Source organism: Chryseobacterium sp. 7 (assembly GCF_003663845.1).
Classification (GTDB): domain Bacteria; phylum Bacteroidota; class Bacteroidia; order Flavobacteriales; family Weeksellaceae; genus Chryseobacterium.
In genome coordinates this window covers 1-22728 of sequence record NZ_RCCA01000002.1, presented here as the reverse complement: position 1 = coordinate 22728, position 22728 = coordinate 1, and the positions used below count along the sequence as shown (strand labels likewise).

The 22728-nt window shown below is 38.7% G+C and carries 14 protein-coding genes, 2 tRNA genes and 3 rRNA genes; 5 read left to right on the top strand and 14 right to left on the bottom strand.

What is annotated here, in order from left to right; translation table 11 throughout:
- Positions 1-28: 28 nt before the first annotated feature.
- Positions 29-1054: an LLM class flavin-dependent oxidoreductase gene (locus CLU97_RS20830; RefSeq protein WP_121489817.1), complete on the bottom strand. Its 1026-nt coding sequence runs from the start codon at positions 1052-1054 to the stop codon at positions 29-31.
- Positions 1055-1396: 342 nt separating this feature from the next.
- Entirely contained in the window at positions 1397-3535 is a 2139-nt protein-coding gene (locus CLU97_RS20825) for a S9 family peptidase (RefSeq protein ID WP_121489954.1), read from the bottom strand.
- Between the two features lie 339 nt (positions 3536-3874).
- On the opposite strand from CLU97_RS20825, the gene CLU97_RS20820 reads away from it, so the two are divergent.
- Both CLU97_RS20820 and ygiD read left to right on the top strand, forming a co-directional pair.
- A complete protein-coding gene (locus CLU97_RS20820; RefSeq protein ID WP_121489816.1) occupies positions 3875-4387 on the top strand; it encodes a YceI family protein in 513 nt (170 codons plus the stop codon).
- A 79-nt stretch (positions 4388-4466) separates the two neighbouring features.
- A complete protein-coding gene (ygiD, locus tag CLU97_RS20815; RefSeq protein ID WP_121489815.1) occupies positions 4467-5294 on the top strand; it encodes a 4,5-DOPA dioxygenase extradiol in 828 nt (275 codons plus the stop codon).
- 91 nt (positions 5295-5385) lie between these two features.
- Here the strand turns inward: ygiD and CLU97_RS20810 are convergent, their stop codons facing one another.
- From CLU97_RS20810 to hutH, 3 genes are all read right to left on the bottom strand, one after another.
- Entirely contained in the window at positions 5386-6867 is a 1482-nt protein-coding gene (locus tag CLU97_RS20810) for a S8 family peptidase (RefSeq protein ID WP_121489814.1), read from the bottom strand.
- A gap of 91 nt (positions 6868-6958) precedes the next feature.
- Positions 6959-7405 carry a GNAT family N-acetyltransferase gene (locus CLU97_RS20805; protein WP_121489813.1) on the bottom strand — a complete coding sequence of 149 codons (447 nt, stop codon included), beginning with the start codon at positions 7403-7405 and terminating at the stop codon, positions 6959-6961.
- 148 nt (positions 7406-7553) lie between these two features.
- On the bottom strand, positions 7554-9041 hold the full coding sequence (hutH, locus tag CLU97_RS20800; protein ID WP_121489812.1) for a histidine ammonia-lyase: 1488 nt from the start codon (positions 9039-9041) through the stop codon (positions 7554-7556).
- A gap of 136 nt (positions 9042-9177) precedes the next feature.
- Between hutH and CLU97_RS20795 the strand changes: the two genes are divergently transcribed.
- Both CLU97_RS20795 and uvrC read left to right on the top strand, forming a co-directional pair.
- Positions 9178-9933 (top strand): hypothetical protein, encoded by a 756-nt coding sequence (locus CLU97_RS20795; RefSeq protein WP_228437888.1) that lies wholly within the window; start codon positions 9178-9180, stop codon positions 9931-9933.
- A gap of 86 nt (positions 9934-10019) precedes the next feature.
- Complete coding sequence (gene uvrC / locus CLU97_RS20790) at positions 10020-11813, top strand: excinuclease ABC subunit UvrC (protein ID WP_121489810.1); 1794 nt, start codon at positions 10020-10022, stop codon at positions 11811-11813.
- Positions 11814-12257: 444 nt separating this feature from the next.
- Here uvrC and CLU97_RS20785 read toward each other — a convergent pair whose 3' ends face one another.
- Genes CLU97_RS20785 through CLU97_RS20775 form a run of 3 tightly spaced genes read right to left on the bottom strand, consistent with a single transcriptional unit; the run spans position 12258 to position 14983 of the window.
- Positions 12258-12998, bottom strand: a complete 741-nt coding sequence (locus tag CLU97_RS20785) for a hypothetical protein (protein ID WP_121489809.1) — start codon at positions 12996-12998, stop codon at positions 12258-12260.
- 10 nt (positions 12999-13008) lie between these two features.
- Positions 13009-14091, bottom strand: coding sequence for a PorV/PorQ family protein (locus CLU97_RS20780; protein WP_121489808.1), 1083 nt, complete (start codon positions 14089-14091; stop codon positions 13009-13011).
- A gap of 13 nt (positions 14092-14104) precedes the next feature.
- The gene (locus CLU97_RS20775) at positions 14105-14983 is read right to left on the bottom strand and encodes a DMT family transporter (protein WP_121489807.1); all 879 of its coding nucleotides are present in this window, start codon (positions 14981-14983) and stop codon (positions 14105-14107) included.
- 383 nt (positions 14984-15366) lie between these two features.
- On the opposite strand from CLU97_RS20775, the gene CLU97_RS20770 reads away from it, so the two are divergent.
- Positions 15367-16995: an acyl-CoA carboxylase subunit beta gene (locus tag CLU97_RS20770; RefSeq protein WP_121489806.1), complete on the top strand. Its 1629-nt coding sequence runs from the start codon at positions 15367-15369 to the stop codon at positions 16993-16995.
- Positions 16996-17077: 82 nt separating this feature from the next.
- Here CLU97_RS20770 and CLU97_RS23495 read toward each other — a convergent pair whose 3' ends face one another.
- The 6 genes from CLU97_RS23495 to CLU97_RS20745 form a co-directional block, all read right to left on the bottom strand.
- Positions 17078-17275: a hypothetical protein gene (locus CLU97_RS23495; RefSeq protein ID WP_147436531.1), complete on the bottom strand. Its 198-nt coding sequence runs from the start codon at positions 17273-17275 to the stop codon at positions 17078-17080.
- A 481-nt stretch (positions 17276-17756) separates the two neighbouring features.
- Positions 17757-17864, bottom strand: a 5S ribosomal RNA gene (rrf, locus tag CLU97_RS20765).
- Positions 17865-18036: 172 nt separating this feature from the next.
- Positions 18037-20789: ribosomal RNA gene (locus tag CLU97_RS20760) — 23S ribosomal RNA — on the bottom strand.
- 153 nt (positions 20790-20942) lie between these two features.
- Positions 20943-21016, bottom strand: a tRNA-Ala gene (locus CLU97_RS20755).
- Positions 21017-21113: 97 nt separating this feature from the next.
- Positions 21114-21187: transfer RNA gene (locus CLU97_RS20750), tRNA-Ile, on the bottom strand.
- A gap of 287 nt (positions 21188-21474) precedes the next feature.
- Positions 21475-22728: ribosomal RNA gene (locus CLU97_RS20745) — 16S ribosomal RNA — on the bottom strand; the annotation flags it as partial.

Genomic DNA, 22728 nt, shown 5'->3' with positions numbered 1-22728 from the left:
TTTGTGGCTTTTACACCTCATACACTTATTATAGCCCTTTTACAACAGACTTTACTTCTTTTCCAAATAATTCAATAGACCTCATCATCACGTCATGTGCAGGATCTCCTACATCCATATGCCCGATAAATCTGGTAATCCCGAAAATCTCCTTCATATAAGCAATTTTATCTGCTACTTCTGCCGGACTTCCGATGAATAATGCTCCGTCTTTACTTCTTCCGCCCTCATACTGTGCTTTTGTGTAGGGAGCCCATCCTCTGGAAGACCCAATTCTGTCCATTTGAGATTTATAATTATGGAAATACCCATCTGTTACTTTCTGATCATCACTCACAAAAGTATGGGAATGAACCGCAATCTGCATTTTCGAAACATCATGCCCTGCTTTTTGGTATTCCTGTTTATAGAATTCGATCAGGTTTCTAAACTGAATCGGCATTCCTCCAATAATAGCCACCACTAAAGGCATTCCAAGTTGTGCTGCGCTCAAAACAGATTGGGGAGTTCCTCCAACAGCTCTCCAGATGGAAAGTTTTCCGTCATTTTTTGCTCTTGGGTAAACCGTTTGGTTCTGCATCGGAGCACGAAGTTTCCCTGACCAGCTTACATTTTCTTCGGAATTTATTTTCAGTAATAATTCTAATTTTTCGTCAAATAGCTGTTCATAATCATTCAATGAATAACCATACAAAGGAAATGATTCAATGAAGCTTCCACGTCCTACGAATATTTCTGCTCTTCCATCTGAAATAAGATCCAGCGTTGAAAAATCTTCATATACTTTTACCGGCTCTGAAGAGCTCAAAACAGTCACTCCACTGGCCAGTTTTATATTTTTTGTGATGCTTGCTGCCGCTGCCAAAACGATTTCCGGTGAAGAAACAGCATAATCCGGACGGTGATGTTCTCCCATAGCAAAAACATCAATTCCTACCTCATCCATGAATTTTACCTGATCCAGTATTTCACGGATCTTAATTCCTGCATCTCTATATTTTCCGGTAGACTGGTCTAAAGCCAAATCTCCGAACATTCCAATTCCTAATTCCATATTGTTGATTTTAGTGATACAAAATTACCACTATGAAAAATCAAAAACATTGATGTTTGTTAAGATCGGAAGTGCTGAGAGAAATGAGTAGAGCTTTTGTTGGGTAACGCAAAAGCACAAGAAATTTTTATCTTTATATTGTTTTAAGACGCAAGAAAAGCAAAGATGTTCAGCAAAGATTTGTGCATATAGTATTAGAGCTGTACAATTTTATCGCAGATAAAATCCTTGCGTCTTACAACATGAAGTATTCAATAGTCTTGCGCCTTTGCGTTTTTCAAAAATCCTAATCTTTTTTAGCGAAACAAAAAATCCAGCCTAAAGCTAGACTGGATTGTAATATTATTTCTTCAGATACAAATCAAAATAATCTGTGATTTTCTGCATCAGGTGAACTCTGTCTTTCCCGATCACGTTATGCGGATGTCCCGGATAGGTAAAATAATCCAGCTGAACGCCGTTATCCACAGCAGATTTAATGAATTTAATAGAATGCTGCCATACCACCACATCATCCTGAGCCCCATGAATCATCAGTAATTTTCCTTTCAGATTCTGAACTTTATCCAAAAGATTAGCCGTTGCATACCCCTGTGGATTTTCCTGAGGACTATCCATATATCTTTCTCCATACATGATTTCATACATGCTCCAGTCGATTACTGGTCCTCCTGCTACTCCTACTTTGAATACATCCGGCTTACGAAGCATGAAACTTGTCGTCATAAATCCTCCGAAGCTCCATCCATGGATTCCCATTTTTTCTCCATCTACATAAGGAAGAGACTTTAAGTACTCTACTCCTTTCATCTGGTCATTCATTTCTGTAGTTCCCAGGTTTCTGAATACAGCCTGCTCAAATTTTAGTCCACGGTTAGAAGAACCTCTTCCGTCCATTGTGAAAATGATATACCCATTCTGAGCCATATATTCATACCAAAGATTTCCTGAAGCCGGGAAAGTATTTGTGATCAGCTGCAAGTGCGGCCCGTTGTACAGATAAACAATTGTTGGATATTTTTTATTCGGATCAAAATTGGTTGGAAGAATGATCTTTCCGTACAAAGGAGTTCCGTCGTCAGCCTTTAATGTTACATTTTTAATTTCCGGTCTCTGATAATTTTTTAATGGATTTTCAGAAGTAAGGATATTCGTAGATTTTAAATTGGAAGTATTGATAATATTGGCAACTCTCGGTGAATTGGCATTGCTGTAAGCATCATACAGATAGTTTCCGTCACTGCTCAATGTTCCGATGTGCATTCCTTCTTCATTGTCCAGCCTTTGCATCTTGAAATTCGTCCAGTTGATTCTGTATAAATGTCTTTCTAAAGGCGTTTCTTTTGTTGAAGTAAAATAGATTTCCTTTTTCTTTTCATTGAATCCTAAAATATCAGTTACCAGCCAATCCCCTTTTGTAATCTGTGCTACCAATCCTTTTTCAAGACTGTAGTGGAACAAATGATTATATCCTGTTCTCTGGCTCTGCCAGATGAAGTCTGTGTTAGAATTCGGGAAGAAAGTAAGTGGATGCTGTGGCTCCACATATTTACTGTCTGTTTCTTCAAATAAAGTTTTCACCAATTCTCCTGTAGCAGCATCATACTGATTCATTTTCATATGATTCTGACCTCTGTTCAGTACCCCTACAAAAATGTATTTTGAATCCGGGCTCCATGTAACGGCCGTCAGATACTGATCTTTTTCACCTTCCACTTTTAAGAAAGTAGTAGCTTGGGTTTTAATATTGAAAACCCCTAATGTCACCTGGTGAGAAGTCTGACCAGCCATTGGGTATTTGATATTGTGATTGACAGCAGGCGTTACAGACCAGTCGATGATTGGGTAATCTGCTACCATGCTCTGATCCATTTTATAGAAAGCTACACTTTCAGAGTTCGGAGCAGGGAAAATTCCTGTATCAATTCCGAATTCATTTCTGTGAACGGCCTGCCCGCTGATGATATTTTCATTAGTTTCGTTGGTTACAGCAATGGTTTTCCCGTTTCTGTTGACAAATAAATTATTCTTTGTTGTGAAAGCAAAAGTCTGACCATCACCAAACATTTTTATGTTGGCAGCATCCTGATCAATGGTTGCCGTACTTTTTACTTTCCAATCGTTTCCTGATTTTTCAATCCACGACATTTTACCACCAGTAGTAAAATACCCATTTGAATTTCCTGTAAATTTAATGGGCGGAACAGCTTTCAGCTTATCATTGGAAAGGTTTCTGTTCAGTTGGTTCAACGAGATCAGAGTATCTTGCTTGTTGGTTTTCAAATCTGTGATCAGGTAACCGCCTTTTACTGCCTGGATATAAGATTTTCCGTCTGCAGCCCATGAAAACTGGGAAATATTTTTCACCGCAAGATTGGTTCTCATTCCATTTACAGCCTCCGCCATGGTAAACTTCTGGGTCTGGGCAAATGCTGAACTGCCTAAAACCAGCATCAATAAAGAAAATTTATGTAATTTCATTGTATAAAATTGAATCCACCAAAAATAAGAAATAAAAATCATTCGTTAAGAAATGTTAAATTAAAACATTCATAAAATAGAATTCATGGACTGAAAGAAATTATTCCTTAACTTAATAGTAGAATTTTTATAGGGATCAGAATAAGCTAATCCTGAATGGTCAATCCGCTGCACTTGTCAATTTTTGATTGTTGCAAAACAATAAATATTCACCATTCACTTGCAAAGCAAAATTGACTATTGACAAAAAAAATCATTTCTTATCCTATATCAATGACTTGTATAGGTGCTCTATCCTAAATTTGCATCATTAATAACAAACAAAAAATACAAAATACAATGGCTACAAAATGGATCTTAGACCCAACGCATAGTGAAATTACTTTCAAAGTAAAACACATGATGATCTCTAATGTAAAAGGAAGCTTCAGAACTTTCAATGCTGAAATTGAATCTGAAGACGAATTCTTTGCAAATGCAAAAACTACTGCTACTATCCAGACAGATTCTGTGTTCACTAACAATACAGACAGAGATAACCACTTAAAATCTGCAGAGTTCTTCAATGCTGAAGTACATCCTACCATCACTTTTGAATCTCAGGCATTAAACAATTCTATTGTTGGAAATCTTACCATCAACGGAATTACAAAACCTGTAAATCTTGATGTAGACTTCGGAGGAATCAACGTAGACCCATGGGGAAATACAAAAGCAGGTTTCTCTTTTGAAGGTAAAATCAGCAGAAAAGATTTTGGATTAAACTGGAATGCCGCTCTTGAAGCAGGAGGTGTAATGGTGAGTGATGATGTAAAAGTAGCTGGTGAATTACAGTTTGTAAAACAGGCATAGTAAATAACATATATTACAAAAGGTTCAGGGATTTTTCTAAAAGCCTTGAACCTTTTATTTTTTATAATCTTCAATATTTATGAACCTCAACGATCTTCAAAATATAAGCGACGGTTTCAAAAGCACACAGAGAATGCCTGTTTTATTTCTTGGACATGGTTCACCAATGAATGCCATTGAAGAGAATCAATTTGTACAGGGATTCAGAAAAGCAGCTACAGAAATTCCGAAACCCAATGCAATTCTTTGTATTTCTGCCCACTGGTATACAGCCGGAACTTTTGTAACGGCTATGGACATGCCAAAAACCATTCATGATTTTTATGGTTTTCCAAAAGCCCTTTTTGATGTGCAGTATCCAGCTCCGGGAAGTCCGGAATTAGCAAGAGAAACGGCAGAGCTCCTTCTTCCTATAGATGTGGAAGAAGATCACAGCTGGGGGCTGGATCATGGTGCATGGTCTGTTATCAGACATATGTATCCTGACGCGGATATTCCGGTGATCCAGCTGAGTATCGACCATACAAAACCTCCGCAATATCATTATGGCCTTGCCAAAAGACTGAATAAGCTTCGTGAAAAAGGTATCCTGATTATTGGAAGCGGAAATATTGTTCATAATCTCCGCCTTATCGACTGGAAAAATATCAATACAGTGGGAGCCGGCTGGGACTGGGCAGTGGAAGCACGTGAAAAAACCAACAACTGGCTTCTCGACGGTAATTTTCAGAATATTATTGATTATCAGAAGCAGGGAACTTTCTTACAATATGCTGTTCCTACACCTGATCATTATCTGCCTTTATTGTATACGTTAGGGTTGAAAGATCAGTCTGAAGAACTTACTTTATTCAATGATGAGCTTATTGGCGGATCATTGAGTATGACGAGTGTAAGAATCGGGTAGCCTACTCTTATTTTATATTTATATTAAAAATAAAAAGGAAAAGGAAATACCTCAGCTGAGATATTTCCTTTTCTTTTTATGAAATGAGTATTTATTGTACTGCTTTCAAAACATTGATGTTTCCATAGCCATAGCTTGAATTTACATTAGGATAGTATGTAGCAGACTGTCTCATTTTATTAAGTACCTGCTCTCTCGTCCATGATGGATTTTTAGCCCAAACCAAAGCAGCAATTCCCGCTGTAGCTGCTGTAGCTACTGAAGAACCGCCCACATAATCTGCCTGACCATTATAATAACTCAATACGGGAACGGTATTTCCTGAAGGTCTTTCCATCTGGAAGGTAAAGTCGATCTGGCTTCCTGAGTGGCAAACATCACATTTTTGGTTGGATGTATTCTCTTTTACCCCTGTTATAGCCTGTGTTTCTGACATGGATGCAGGGAAAATCACCCCAACAAAATTGGTAAAGCTGGTGGAAGTACCTCCCGCACAGAAAATCAATTTCCCTTTAGAATAGGCATATTTAACCCCGTCTTCAATTTTTCCAACAGAGAATATGTGCCCCATCGACATAGAGATGATCTTCACATTAGTATTGTTACCCAGATCTGTAAATGCTGTTTTCACAGCAGTCTGCTCACTGGAAGTTTCCAATACAACATTTTCTGCTGCTCTGTAGGCAATCAGATTGGCGTTATAAGCTACTCCCACCGGTAATCCTGAAGTATTTCTCGGAGCGGCCATTACGGAAGCCATTTTAGTTCCGTGCCCACACTGATCTCCGGATCCGTCTGAATTATACACTCCGAATTTACTGATCGTTCTTCCCGAAGAAGCTCCATTATTAAAACTTCCTCCCAATAAAGTCTGTTCAGGAGAAACCCCTGTATCAATAAGCCCTATGGTAACACCAGCTCCGGTACTGTAGCTCCATGCATCAGGAATATTATGTTTTGCAAAAGCCCATGGAATTTTTGCGCTTGGTGTTGTAGAAGTATAATCTGCTGCATTTAATGTTGCTGAAGAAAACCCACATCCTGATGAACCGCTTCCTGAAGATTTTGCGGCTGCATTGTATTGAGCTTCAAATTCAAAATAATGATAATCAGCCGGCTCTACGTATCGGATATTTTTCATTTGTCGAAGAGCAGCAATGGTTTCTTCTTTTTCAATCACCACATCCATCTGATTAAGATACTGATCTGAAAGAAGAAGGAAATTTCTTTCATCTTTTTCTTCATATTTTCTGATGACAGAAAGCACTTCTTTTTCCATATCACCATTGTTTGGAGATTTACTTCTGTCGAAATCATCTTTAGAAGCTCCAAAACCGATAGATACCATTTTGTTTCCACGGAAAATGGCGCTCCATACAAAATGATCCGATTCATTCTTCCAGTTGAAAGTGCCATCCGTTTTAATTGCCTGATTGATCCTTTCGTTGATCTGTTTTGCCGTCAACGGATCTTTCTGAGCCATTTCTGTTTTTACATTTTCGTTCTGAAGTTCTTCTCTGGAACACGAGTTCAGGGCAAAAAATATTGCCAGTAGGAATACAGTTTTTTTCATATGTTATAATTTTGGTTGGAGCCACAATATAACACTTTAACGGGAATTAAAAACTGAAAAGAAATGAATTTACCATTATATGAATATTAAATTAAAATACTTTCTCGTAGCACACACTTTGTTCTATTCCAACATATTGTCCGTAGTTGGAAATCTTGTAAAATCCACTTTTTTCATATACTGAGATGGCACTTTTCAAATCTCTGGAGGTTTCCAATACAGCTTTTTTAAAGTTCAATTCTGCTGCCCAGTTTTCCAATTCTTTTACAATAGCTGACCCTAGTCCTTGTTTTCTGAATTCAGTATTGGTAAACATTCTTTTTATTTCAACAGTATTTTCTGAGAATGGTTTAAAAGCACCACAAGCTGCAGGAATACCCTCTATATAAGCCACAACACAGTTTTTGATGGTATCAATGGTATTAAACTGAGCAAAGAAATCATCATTTTCTCCATTATGCTCAGACAAAGTAACATCGAGAGATTTTACAAGCTTTTGAAAGTCAACATTAAAGGAATCTGTTCTGAGGATATACATTTTTATTTGATTAAAAGATTAGTGTGGACAGAATCAAACCTTATAGGTTTCAAAAACCTATAAGGTTTAAAACCAATTAATATCATTTTTTTGACATTTAGTTAAAAACAAAAAAGCTCCCTTTCGGAAGCCCTTGTTTTATTTTTGATTAGTTGACAACAAATTTTCTTTCGTTAATCAATTCTGCAATTGCCAGCATATCTTTACCGATCAGTCTGTCGTCCTCAAGCTTGGCAACTTTAGTACGAAGTATTGCAAAATTTTCTTCAATCACTTTAGAACATTTCGCTGGTCTTCTGAATTCAAGTCCTTGAGCTGCAAACATCAACTCAACAGACAGAATATTCACAAGATTTCCAAGAACCTGATTGAATTTTCTTCCTGAAATACTTCCCATAGAAACATGGTCCTCCTGGCCTAAACTTGTAGGAATGGAATCGGCTGATGCAGGGAAACATAATGTTTTATTCTCTGTCACTAAAGCAGCTGAAGTATACTGAGGGATCATGAACCCTGAATTTAATCCTGAGCTTTCCGTCAATAATCTTGGAAGTCCGTATTTTCCTTCTAATAATAAATAGCTTCTTCTGTCTGAAATATTTCCCAATTCTGCAGCAGCAAGTGTAGCATAGTCCAATGGCAATGCCATCAGCTGTCCGTGGAAGTTTCCACCTGAAATAGATTCTTCAGCACTTAGTACAATTGGGTTATCCGTTACAGAGTTCAGTTCTGTTTCTGCCATGCCTTTAAGATGCTCAAAAGCGTTTCTGCTGGCTCCGTGAACCTGTGGTACACATCTCATAGAATAAGGATCCTGAACTCTCTCACAGTCTTCGTGAGCTTTCATATTTTGTGATCCTTTCAGGAATTTAAGCATTCTTGCGGCCACTTTTTTACTGCCTTCAAAAGGTCTGATCTCATGAAGTTCTTTTTTGAAAGGGCTTTCAGAGCCTCTGTAGGCCTCAAGACTCATGGCTGCTGTCATGTCTGCAAGGTCTAATAAATATTCAAACTTCTCCAATCCTTTGATAGCGTGGGCCAGGATAAACTGAGTTCCGTTGATTAATCCCAATCCTTCTTTTGGTCCTAGAGCTAAAGGCTCCAGATCATGCTTCTTAAGAACATCTATTGTTTCGGAAACCTGATCTCCCTCCCAAACCTGTCCTAACCCCAATAAAGGTAATACCAAGTGAGCAAGCGGTGCAAGGTCTCCTGAAGCCCCTACAGATCCTTGTTCAGGAACTACAGGGATGATGTCTTTTTCCAGCATCAGGATCATTCTTTCAATAACGTCCAGAGAAACTCCTGAAAACCCTTTTGAAAGGGCATGAACTTTAGCAATCATCATGATCTTGGAAAACTCTTTATCAATCGGTTTTCCAACTCCTACTGCGTGAGAAATAATCAGATTATATTGTAACTGTGCGGTCTCGTCAGCCGATATTTTAGTATCACATAACGGCCCAAATCCTGTGTTGATTCCATATACACATCTGTCGGACTCTACTATTTTCTGTACGTTTTTCTGAGATTTTAAAATTTGTTCCTTTGCTGCTTTATTCAGCTTGGCTTTATTTGGCTTTTTACAGATTTCCAGAACATCATGGAAAGTAAAAACATCTACTCCGTATATCATTTCTAAAAAATTTTCTTAAAATTACGCATTTAACAATAATTGGAAAAACTAAATTTCAATCTTGTAGATTTTTATAAAAAGAAGTAAATTAATTTATTACTTTTAGCCCCGAAAATTAAAACCAATAGACATGAGAATGAAAACTCTACTGCTTGCTTTATGCGTTGCAGGTACTACTGCTTTCGCGCAAAAAGTAAAATACTCCAAAGAAGAAAGAAAAGAAATGAACCGTTATCTGTTTAATGAAGGTTTCAATACGGCAACAGATAAAAAAGTTTCCACCATTATCTTAAAGGACAACACTGAACATCAGGGCTACAGTAAATCTTGGGAAAAACAGAGAGGGCAGATTCTTTCTATTACGATCGAAGATGTAGATACAAAAAAACCTATGAAATTTACTGCGGCAGATATTGCTGAAATGTATTTATACCCTACAGAGACTGAAAAATCTATAAAAGCAGCTAAATTTATTTCAAACATGAGAAATTACAGTACCAAAAAGTATGGTAAATCGGTGACCGATGATGCTGTTCCGTATGAAAATCAGATTGTTTCATTAAAGAATAAAAAGGAACCTAGAGCTTTTTTAATGCAGGTCATCAATCCTGAATTTAATGAACTTATTTCCGTTTACCATGATCCTTTTGCCTCAGAAACAGCTACTACAGGCTTTGCAGGCGCTCCCGCATTTGGCGGCGGCGTTATCAAGTCTTATTATGTAAGGAAAGGCAATAAGGTAATGTGGCTTCACAAAGATGATTTTGAAGATAACTATGACTTTTTGTTTGGAGACAATCCCGAATTCATGAAAAAATATCCAAAAAATTCTGTAGAATGGAACTATTTAAGCTTTCTTATCTACCAGTATACTGAAATGAACCACGGATAAAACGTTCAGTCAAAATACCGGAACCTGTAGAATCATCTGCAGGTTTTTCTTTTTTTAAATAGGGAAAGTTTCCTTAATTTTGTTGTATGAATCCTTCTTTAGAACTACAGCTCAAAACCTTACCATCCGAACCCGGCGTTTATCGTTATTATGATAAAAACGAACAGCTTTTGTATGTTGGGAAAGCTAAAAATCTGAAAAAAAGGGTTCTCTCCTATTTCAACAAAAATCTTTCCGGATACAGAATCAAAATAATGGTGGGTAAAATCCAGCGGCTGGAAACAACCATTGTAAACAGTGAATATGATGCCCTTTTATTGGAAAACAATCTGATCAAAGAACATCAGCCGTTTTACAATGTCATGCTGAAGGATGATAAAACCTATCCATGGATTTGCATCAAAAATGAAGATTTTCCGAGAATTTTTCTAACGAGAAACGTCATTAAAGACGGATCAGAATATTACGGACCCTATGCAAAAGTACGTCCTGCAAAGATCTTGTTGGATACCATAAAGCATATTTACAAGCTCAGAACCTGTAATCTGAATCTCTCTCCTTCCAAGATAGCAGACGGAAAATATAAAGTATGCCTGGAATATCATATCAAAAATTGTGAAGGACCATGTGAAGATCTTGAAAGCAAGGCAGATTATGATGAGAAAATAGATGCCATCCGCGGAATTATCAAAGGAGATTTCCGGAAAGCTAAAGATTATCTGGTCAATCAGATGATGAAGCTGGCTTCGAATCTTCAGTTTGAGGAAGCTCAGATCATTAAGGAAAGACTGGATATTTTAGAGGATTATCAGGCTAAAAATACAGTAGTCAACCCGAATATTGATGATGTGGATGTTTTCGGAATGACCAGTGATGAAACGGCAGCATATGTCAATTTCTTTAAAATCAGAAACGGAAATATCATCCAGAGTTTCACCACAGAAATCAAAAAGATTCTTGAAGAAACGGATGAAGATATTATGGAAGAAGCTTTGATTGAAATTCGCCAGAAATTCTCTTCTGATTCCAAAGAAGTTCTTTTACCATTTCATCTGTCTGTAGAAATTCCGAATGTTAAGCTGATTGTTCCTAAAGTAGGAGATAAAAAAAGAATTGTAGAGCTTTCTGAGAAGAATGCGAAAGAATACCGCCTGGAAAAGCTGAAACAGGTTCAGATTGTAGATCCTGAAAGGCATACCAACAGAATTATGGCAGAAATGCAAAAACTTCTGAGAATGCCTGTAGAACCAAGACATATTGAAGGGTTTGATAACTCAAATATCCAGGGAACCAATCCTGTATCTGCCTGTGTTGTTTTCAAAGATGGCAAGCCTAGTAAAGCAGATTATAGAATTTTCCATCCTAAAACAGTGGAAGGTCCCAATGATTTTGCAACCATGGAAGAAGTCATCTACCGCCGTTATAAAAGAATGCTTGATGAAGGTGAAAATCTTCCCCAGCTGATTCTGATAGACGGAGGAAAAGGACAGCTGTCTTCTGCTGTAAAGAGCCTGAGATTATTAGGGCTTTACGGAAAAATTACCATTGTAGGAATCGCTAAAAGGCTGGAAGAGATCTTTTTCCCGGAAGATCCTATTCCTTTATATCTGGATAAAAAATCCGAAACCTTGAAAATTCTTCAGCGTGTACGTGATGAAGCTCACCGATTTGGGGTGAAACATCACAGAACCAGAAGGAAAAATTCTACCATAAAATCTGAGCTGGAAGAAATTCCGGGGGTTGGAGAGAAAACTATTGAACTTCTTTTATCTAAATTAAAGTCTGTAAAACGCATTAAAGAGGCAAATCTGGAGACTCTGGAAGAAATTTTAGGGAAAAGTAAGGCAAAAGTAATTTGGGAGTTTTTTAATGCCAATTAATTGCGTTGTGGTATAAACTGTTAAATTTTCTTAATAAAAATCCACTTTTCATAGGATTTCACAACTATTTTCTATTTCATTAACAAGGGATAAAAAAGCAACAATTTTTCAAAGTAAAATGAAATAAAAATAACAAAACAAAGAAATAAATGAATATTTTATTAAATAATAGTATTATATATAATTTTTTCATAAATTAGTATTGTTAACTAATAACGATAATACTATGAAAATTATCCTCAATTTATAAATCTTTTTAACATTTCATTTGCCTTATAGATGCGAACTTATTTTCTCACATCTTTATGGTACTTGTTCTTTTCAAAAAAGATAAATCCTTATTTCAAATTTCCGGAACTATGAAAAACACATCAGCATATATACTGTAAAAGGCTCTTATTTTCAAGAGCCTTTTATATTTTTTTATTCTGATACTTGTTAAGATTATTTTGCCATAAATACCTCTTTGGAATATTTTCCGTCTGCCTGTGGAATATCTATCACAATATTTCCGTTTTCAAAATATCCTATTGTTGTACTTCCATTATCCAGCTTTACAATGAAAACAGAATCTTTAGAAGTAGTTTTAAATGCTGCAAATGGAACAGAACTGCCAGATTTAGCCAAAATAAACTGACTAGGATCAATCTGTATTTTCTGAAGGTTTATTTTCCCGTTTGAGAAATTACTAGATTCAGGAGTTGCTGTAGATTTTACAGATTCATCAGATGAATTGTGAGTAATAGTATTAGTAGTTGCAGAAGGCAATAGTGCAATAGGATTAGAAATCGGCATTTTTATTAAAGCTTCTCTCAAAGCATCCTGTAAGCCTTCTTCAAATTCTTTGATCTTTGAACCACCCTTAGCCTCCAGAATCATATTATTATTACAGTCTTTAAACTGTACTATTACTTTATTCTTGAATAAGCTTTTATCATTAATAACATCCGCATTCACTACATTACAGAAATTATTTCTGGCTTCTGAAGGCCAGTTATCTTTAATGACTGGAAGTATTATATATTTTTTACCTTTTAAAGCTTTGGTAAAAAAGTCTTTCAACCCATAATCCTCCTTAAATGTTTCAAATTTTTCAGGAACTGTCACATATTTATAGTCTGAAACTTTTTGTGCAAAAATCATTATTGAGCATACTGCCAACAAAAACGTTGATACCTTTTTCATTTTTATTATTTTAATCGTTTCTGAATGCTCCCATATCCAGCTTCAGCGAGAAGAAATTGGAATAGAAATTAGACCCGCCTATCCCTGAATTCGTAATGGCATAATCCAGTGTAAGCCCTCTGTATCTGATCCCAACACCTGCGCTTGGCTGGAAAGAAACTTTTCTTTTAAGATCTTCTATATCTGTAATAGACTGGAATCTGTTGATCCCCAATCTCACAAAAATCATTTTCTGATATCCCAGTTCAGCTCCGGCATATGGACTGATACTGGCAAAGTCTGTGGAAATCAATGAAGCAGTTTTAGCAAAATCTACATTAATACCTGCTTCCGGCAATACATACACACTGCTATTGATTTCAAATAATTTACTGGCACCCACATTCAGTTTGGGCATTGTAAGTTCCAGTTTATCTTTTGGTGCAGGGTTGAATTCTTCCCCGTTTACAACAGTAGAAAGTTCTTTCTGATTGATCGACCAGAAGTTGACGGTAGTGGTAATATCTCTTACCATACCTCCAAACTTCCATCCGCTATCTGCTTTATAAATAGCTCCCACATCAAAACCGAATCCATACCCGTTCGCAAATTTACCTACGTTTCTGTAGACAATTTTAGCATTCACCCCCACATCCAGTTTAGGATTGCCTCCCGGTCGGAATGCATAAGAAAGGATAGCAGCATAATCAGACTGAGAAAACTTGGTGATTTTATCATAATCAATATTCCCTTCCGAATCAATCATCTGGGTGGTATTCAAAATATTGTCTACCCCTAGTCTCACTACCGAAACACCAAAAACACCTTCTTCAAGTACTTTTGCATATGCCAGATAATCATATTTTGCGATAGACTCAAAGTATTCTGCGTGCATTGCTGCCGCCTGCCAGTCTTTTTCAATAGACATCAAACCTGCGGGGTTCCACATAGGTGCATATACATCATCCTGATTGGTGATTACTGCTCCTCCCATGGCAAGACCTCTTGCTCCGGCACCGATATTTAAGAATTCATTGGAATATTTCCTGATAATCTGAGATTGAGACAGCCCAAACAGCAGTGAAAATGCAAGTAAAAAATATTTTTTCATCATATAAATTTGATGCTTAGTTTAAGTTTTTAGTTTTTCTGGCTTTTATTAATCCATTTGCAATGATTGCCAGTATCATAACACCTGAAGCGACATAAAATATAGGGCTCATATGTTCTGATTCCCCAAAGATAAAAAAAGCTAGTATAATTCCGTAGACCGGTTCTAAATTAACTGTTAAAATTAAAGTAAAAGGTGATATATATTTCATTAAATTCACCGATTCCAGCATAGGAAAAGCAGTGAAAACACTTGCTAACAAGCATATTAACGCCAAATCTCTATAGTTTATTTCATTCATCTGAAAAATTTGACCCGAAATCAGATAGAATAACATTAAAATAAACCAACCACAGAAAATTTCATAAAAAATAATGTTTCCTGAACTCGTTTTACCAAACATTTTACCGTTAAAGACTGAAAAAATAGTCCCAAACACAGCACATAGGATTCCATAAATAATCCCTTCTTTAAAATGAAATTCTGTTTTGAAGATCAAAAGTATACAGGCCACAATAACGGTTCCCATTACTACTTCAGAAATATCTATCTTCCTTTTGAAAATAATAGGCTCCAGAATGGAAGCAAAAAGAGTAGACAGAGAAAGACAGCTTAAGGCAATAGAAACATTGGAAACTTTAATAGAATAAAAAAAACAATACCAATGAAGCGCCATAGCAAAACCAATAGCTGCCAGCTGAAAAAATATTTTTTTGGAAACCTTTATACTTTCCTTTTTAAACACTCTGATGAATACAAAAAGAAAAACAGAAGCAAACAGCATCCTGTAAAATACCAGAATTTGCGCATTGGCCTGAATCAATTTTCCCAAAATTGCAGTGAACCCCCACAAAAATACTATTAAGTGCAACCTGAAAAGTGCCAATTTATGCATAACCTATCTCCTTTTAATTTTAACCCTGCAAATTTACAAATCACAATTCCAAATATTGATAAAAAGATAGGTTTAATCTTAAAAAAGATAATAAAAATTTAAATAAGACATACGCCACAAAAAAACCCTGAAAATTTGTTAAACTTTCAGGGCCTTCAAATAATAAACTATTAAAAAAATAAACTAGGAACAGAGTAATTTTCGGAGGTTATCACCCTCCATTACTCTTATGTAAAGTTAGAAAAAATATAAATTATTTAAAAATATTTTTTAGTTAAAAATTTCACAATTTACTAAAAACCAAATAATTAAACATCTGTTTTACTTCCAATTCATATTCCTCATAAAAATAGTATCTTTAAGCGTAAAAAATTGAAAATTTTATGGACATCGAATTCAATAAACGAGAAGATCAGAACAGATTAAAATTATCTGAAATAAATCGCTTACTCACTGAAATCAAAAAAGGAGGAGGTGAGAAGAGGCTTCAAAAGCTTCGTGATGAAGGAAAAATGACAGCAAGAGAAAGGATAGATTATCTTCTCGATAAAGATTCAGATTCTATAGAAGTAGGTGCATTTGCAGGATACGAGATGTACCCGGAGCATGGAGGATGCCCTAGCGGAGGTGTTGTAGTAGTCATTGGATATGTTTCGGGAAGACAGTGTATTATTGTTGCCAATGATGCTTCTGTAAAGGCCGGTGCCTGGTTTCCCATCACAGGAAAGAAAAACCTGAGAGCACAGGAAATTGCCATGGAAAACAAACTTCCTATTATTTACCTTGTAGATTCTGCAGGAGTTTATCTGCCTATGCAGGATGAAATTTTCCCGGATAAAGAGCATTTTGGAAGAATTTTCAGAAATAATGCTAAGATGAGTTCTATGGGAATTATCCAGATCTCTGCCGTAATGGGCAGCTGTGTAGCTGGAGGAGCTTATCTTCCAATCATGAGTGATGAAGCCATGATTGTGGATAAAACAGGTTCTATTTTCCTTGCCGGAAGCTATCTTGTAAAGGCAGCAATCGGAGAAAGTATTGATAATGAAACATTAGGCGGAGCGACTACTCACTGTTCTATTTCTGGTGTAACAGATTATAAAGCGAAAGATGATAAAGATGCTTTAAATAGAATCAAAACCATCATGAAATCCATCGGAAGTACTGAGAAAGCAGGCTTTGACAGAATAGAAAGTTTCCCGCCAAAAGAAAATCCAGAAAATATTTTCGGAATTATGCCGGTTTCAAGAGCTGAGCAATATGACACCTTTGAAATTATCAAATGTATTGTTGATAATTCCGAGTATGACGAATATAAACCAGACTACGGTAAAAGTATCATCTGTGCAACAGCTAGAGTTGATGGTTGGTCTGTAGGAATTGTAGCCAATCAGAGAAAGCTGGTGAAAAGTGGAAAAGGAGAAATGCAGTTTGGAGGGGTAATTTATTCTGATTCTGCTGATAAAGCTACCCGATTCATTGCCAACTGTAATCAGAGAAAAATACCTTTAATCTTCTTACAGGATGTTACCGGATTCATGGTAGGTTCAAAATCAGAACATGGCGGAATCATCAAAGATGGCGCTAAAATGGTAAATGCTGTTTCGAATTCTGTAGTTCCTAAATTTACCATCATTACAGGAAATTCCTATGGAGCAGGAAACTACGCAATGTGTGGAAAAGCTTATGACCCTAGATTAATTGTTGCATGGCCTTGGGCAGATTTAGCCGTAATGGGGGGTGCACAAGCAGCAAAAGTATTAGCTCAGATCCAGGAATCTACCCTTAAAAAACAAGGGAAAGAAATCTCCGAAGAAGAGCATAACGAAATTCTGGATACGATTTCAAAGAAATATCAAAAACAGACTGAATCAACTTATGCAGCTGCAAGATTATGGACAGATGCAATTATTAACCCGGCAGATACCAGAAAATGGATTTCTATGGGTATTGAAGCGGCCAATCATTCTCCTATTACTGAAAAATTCAATTTAGGAGTAATACAGGTTTGATCATTCATAAATAAAAAATAAAATCGACTGTCTCAATGTGAGACAGCCGATTTTTTATTATTCTTTGAAAATAGAACGTATTCTATTTACCATATTCTTCTTTACAAAATTCTATTGGCCCGCCAAGTCTCATACAGCATTGATAGTAGCTCAGACAAATTCCATTAGGCCACCCTGGAGGATAGCACATTCTAAACTGCAATTCTTCCAGACATGCAGGTCCTGCACTTCCTTTAAGTGATTTTAAACTCTCTCTTGAAATCCTCACTAGATTTTTCATAGTTAATTAGTTTTAATTGTTTACTACTCTATTTAAGCTTTTCGGATAACGCTTGTCTAAAATACTATTTTTTCATCAATTGGTGAAATTTAATTAAAAGCTGGTTCGGTATAACGTTTTTCGATAAATGATAGGTCGACAACGCTGCGGGGTGCGAGGTATAGAGTTACTGGATTTGGAGTTCGGTATTAGGACGGGATAATCAGTCTATAGTTTTCAATATTGCAGATCAATTATTTCTTATGGAATATGGCAGACGTAAGGATACAACTCTATTTCCATTGTCTCATTCCACAGGAATCCGGATTATTTGATCATCTCTCTGCTATTCTAATTGTATAGAAAACCTTGTTTAGACTTCTAGGGAGTGACTAATGCTGTGGGATAAAAAAGTGTAATAATGGTAAAGACTATTACCCTATATGTATAAAACAAAAAAACCTTTATCGCAATGATAAAGGTTTTTTAAAAATAAAATAAAAACTGGCGGCGGCCTACTCTCCCGCGTTAGCAGTACCATCGGCGCTGGTGGGCTTAACTTCTGTGTTCGGAATGGGAACAGGTGAGCCCCACCGCTAAAACCACCCTAAAGAAGGTATATAAGGTTCAGTTGGAAGATCCTAGGGAAGAGGTAATAGCTGTTTCAACTGCTACCTGATACCTTGTATCTGTCATCTGATACCTGTTTTAATCGATAAAAACTTTCACAAAGACAAAACCTTCAATGCACATAAAGCACCTGGTTTATATTAGTAACCATAGACTATAAATCTACGGGTAATTAGTACTACTTGGCTATGACATTACTGTCTTTACACCTATAGCCTATCAACGTCGTCATCTACAACGACCCTTAAAAGATGTCTCATCTTGAGGCGAGTTTCGCACTTATATGCTTTCAGTGCTTATCTCTTCCAAACGTAGCTACTCAGCGGTGCACCTGGCGGTACAACTGATACACCAGAGGTTTGTTCAATTCGGTCCTCTCGTACTAGAATCAAGCCCTCTCAAACATCTAACGCCCGCAATAGATAGAGACCGAACTGTCTCACGACGTTCTGAACCCAGCTCGCGTGCCACTTTAATGGGCGAACAGCCCAACCCTTGGGACCTTCTCCAGCCCCAGGATGTGACGAGCCGACATCGAGGTGCCGAACCTCCCCGTCGATGTGAGCTCTTGGGGGAGACTAGCCTGTTATCCCCGGAGTACCTTTTATCCTATGAGCGATGGCCCTTCCATACGGAACCACCGGATCACTATGTCCTGCTTTCGCACCTGATCGACTTGTTGGTCTCACAGTCAAGCACCCTTATGCCATTACACTCTACGCACGGTTACCAAGCGTGCTGAGGGTACCTTTGAAAGCCTCCGTTACTCTTTTGGAGGCGACCACCCCAGTCAAACTACCCACCACGCAATGTCCTTCTTAAAGAAGTTAGGCTCCAAGTAAGTAAAGGGTGGTATTTCAACGTTGGCTCCACAAACACTAGCGTGCCTGCTTCAAAGCCTCCCACCTATCCTACACATTACTTACTCAAAGTCAATACGAAGTTATAGTAAAGGTTCACAGGGTCTTTTCGTCCCATTGCGGGTAATCGGCATCTTCACCGATACTACAATTTCACCGAGCTCGTGGCTGAGACAGTGCCCAGATCGTTACACCATTCGTGCAGGTCGGAACTTACCCGACAAGGAATTTCGCTACCTTAGGACCGTTATAGTTACGGCCGCCGTTTACTGGGGCTTCAGTTAATGCCTTCGGTTTAACCCTAAGCACCTTCCTTAACCTTCCAGCACCGGGCAGGTGTCAGACCCTATACAGCATCTTTCGATTTAGCAGAGTCCTGTGTTTTTGATAAACAGTCGCCTGGGCCTCTTCACTGCGGCCACCATTGCTGATGGCGTCTCTTCTTCCGAAGTTACGAGACTATTTTGCCTAGTTCCTTAGCCACGACTCACTCGAGCACCTTAGGATTCTCTCCTCGACCACCTGTGTCGGTTTTGGTACGGGTTGCTTCACTTCGGCTTTTCTTGGATCAGATTACACTGCAGCAGCTTCGCCCGAAGGCTAGGCCTTGACTATTCCGTCAGTCTCCAGCAGCTACATCCAACCGTCCCCTTTATTCGTGAGCAAGTATGGGAATATTAACCCATTGTCCATCCACTACCCCTTTCGGGTTCGCGTTAGGTCCCGACTAACCCTCAGCTGATTAGCATGGCTGAGGAAGCCTTGGTCTTTCGGTGAGCAGGTTTCTCGCCTGCTTTATCGTTACTTATGCCTACATTTTCTTTTCTATCCGCTCCACAATACCTCACAGTACTGCTTCGGCGCAAATAGAATGCTCTCCTACCAGATATATCTAAAATATAAATCCATAGCTTCGGTAATATGTTTATGCCCGATTATTATCCATGCCGGACCGCTCGACTAGTGAGCTGTTACGCACTCTTTAAATGAATGGCTGCTTCCAAGCCAACATCCTAGCTGTCAATGCAGTCCAACCGCGTTGCTTCAACTTAACATATATTTTGGGACCTTAGCTGTTGGTCTGGGTTCTTTCCCTCTCGGACATGGACCTTAGCACCCATGCCCTCACTGCCGACGAACATTTATTAGCATTCGGAGTTTGTCAGGAATTGGTAGGTGGTGAAACCCCCGCATCCAATCAGTAGCTCTACCTCTAATAAACTTAACATCGACGCTGCACCTAAATGCATTTCGGAGAGTACGAGCTATCTCCCAGTTTGATTGGCCTTTCACCCCTACCCACAGGTCATCCGAAGACTTTTCAACGTCAACCGGTTCGGTCCTCCACTCTGTGTTACCAGAGCTTCAACCTGCCCATGGGTAGATCACAAGGTTTCGCGTCTAATCCTACTAACTATGCGCCCTATTCAGACTCGCTTTCGCTCCGGCTCCGGTACTTAATACCTTAACCTCGCTAGTAAAATTAACTCGTAGGCTCATTATGCAAAAGGCACGCCGTCACAGCTTAATGCTGCTCCGACCGCTTGTAGGCGTACGGTTTCAGGTTCTATTTCACCCTTCTATTCGAAGTGCTTTTCACCTTTCCTTCACAGTACTTGTTCACTATCGGTCTTTCAGGAGTATTTAGCCTTGGAGGATGGTCCCCCCATATTCAGACAGGATTTCACGTGTCCCGCCCTACTCATTATCACTCAAATATGCCTTTCATATACGGGGCTATCACCCTCTATGGCTGTTCTTTCCAGAACATTCTATTAAACATATTAGCTTTTGGGCTAATCCGCTTTCGCTCGCCACTACTTACGGAATCTCTTCGATTTCTTTTCTCCGGGTACTTAGATGTTTCAGTTCTCCGGGTTTGCTCCTCCTAAGAGGTAATACATCTTCAATGTATTGGGTTGCCCCATTCGGACATCTGCGGATCAATTCGTGTGTGCCAATCCCCGCAGCTTTTCGCAGCTTACCACGTCCTTCTTCGCCTCTGAAAGCCTAGGCATCCGCCATACGCCCTTAACGATTTCTTTCCTATTGGTTACTCAAGCGCTTTATGCGCTCGGTTTTCTCTTTGTGATGTCTTTACCGTTAATGTCAATGATCTTTAATTCTTCTTTTCCGACTGATGAACAGATGTTGTTTTTGGCTCCATCCGTAACTTTTAAATCAATCTTCCAAAACTGTGGAGAATAAGGGAGTCGAACCCTTGACCTCCTGCGTGCAAGGCAGGCGCTCTAGCCAGCTGAGCTAATTCCCCGCTAGTAGACTAAGAGATTCAAGATGCTAGATTCAAGACTTTTTTACTTGGTAGTCTTGGCTCTTGGCTCTTTTATCTTCCCGTCTTTTTCAATTAGTAGTCTCGGGCAGGCTCGAACTGCCGACCTCTACATTATCAGTGTAGCGCTCTAACCAGCTGAGCTACGAGACTGTCTGTTTAGACTTATAGATCCTAGATGCTAGATACAAAACTTTCATTCGTCTTGGTTCTTGGCTCTGGGCTCTTGTATCTCTTCCCTATACTAATTTCTAGTGGGTTTTATTTTTTTATATATCTATAAGTAATGGGTAATGAGTAATTTTTTAAGATCCAATTACTTGGCTCTTTTCACTTTTACCTTTTTACTTATAAACCAACCAAACAAAAAACTAAAGCTATACTTTAAGTAAGTATATGTACTTGCGTACTGATTTTGTTTAACGTCATAAGACGCTCTAAAATGAGATGTTCCAGCCGCACCTTCCGGTACGGCTACCTTGTTACGACTTAGCCCTAGTTACCTGTTTTACCCTAGGCAGCTCCTGTTACGGTCACCGACTTCAGGTACCCCAGACTTCCATGGCTTGACGGGCGGTGTGTACAAGGCCCGGGAACGTATTCACCGCGCCATGGCTGATGCGCGATTACTAGCGATTCCAGCTTCATAGAGTCGAGTTGCAGACTCCAATCCGAACTGAGACCGGCTTTCGAGATTTGCATCACATCGCTGTGTAGCTGCCCTCTGTACCGGCCATTGTATTACGTGTGTGGCCCAAGGCGTAAGGGCCGTGATGATTTGACGTCATCCCCACCTTCCTCTCTACTTGCGTAGCAGTCTCACTAGAGTCCCCAACTTAATGATGGCAACTAGTGACAGGGGTGCGCTCGTTGCAGGACTTAACCTAACACCTCACGGCACGAGCTGACGACAACCATGCAGCACCTTGAAAAATGTCCGAAGAAAAGTCTATTTCTAACCTGTCATTTCCCATTTAAGCCTTGGTAAGGTTCCTCGCGTATCATCGAATTAAACCACATAATCCACCGCTTGTGCGGGGCCCCCGTCAATTCCTTTGAGTTTCATTCTTGCGAACGTACTCCCCAGGTGGCTAACTTATCACTTTCGCTTAGTCTCTGAATCCGAAAATCCAAAAACGAGTTAGCATCGTTTACGGCGTGGACTACCAGGGTATCTAATCCTGTTCGCTCCCCACGCTTTCGTCCATCAGCGTCAGTTGTTGCTTAGTAACCTGCCTTCGCAATTGGTGTTCTAAGTAATATCTATGCATTTCACGCTACACTACTTATTCCAGCTACTTCAACAACACTCAAGACCTGCAGTATCAATGGCAGTTTCACAGTTAAGCTGTGAGATTTCACCACTGACTTACAGATCCGCCTACGGACCCTTTAAACCCAATAAATCCGGATAACGCTTGCACCCTCCGTATTACCGCGGCTGCTGGCACGGAGTTAGCCGGTGCTTATTCGTATAGTACCTTCAGCTACCCTCACGAGGGTAGGTTTATCCCTATACAAAAGAAGTTTACAACCCATAGGGCCGTCGTCCTTCACGCGGGATGGCTGGATCAGGCTCGCACCCATTGTCCAATATTCCTCACTGCTGCCTCCCGTAGGAGTCTGGTCCGTGTCTCAGTACCAGTGTGGGGGATCACCCTCTCAGGCCCCCTAAAGATCGCAGACTTGGTGAG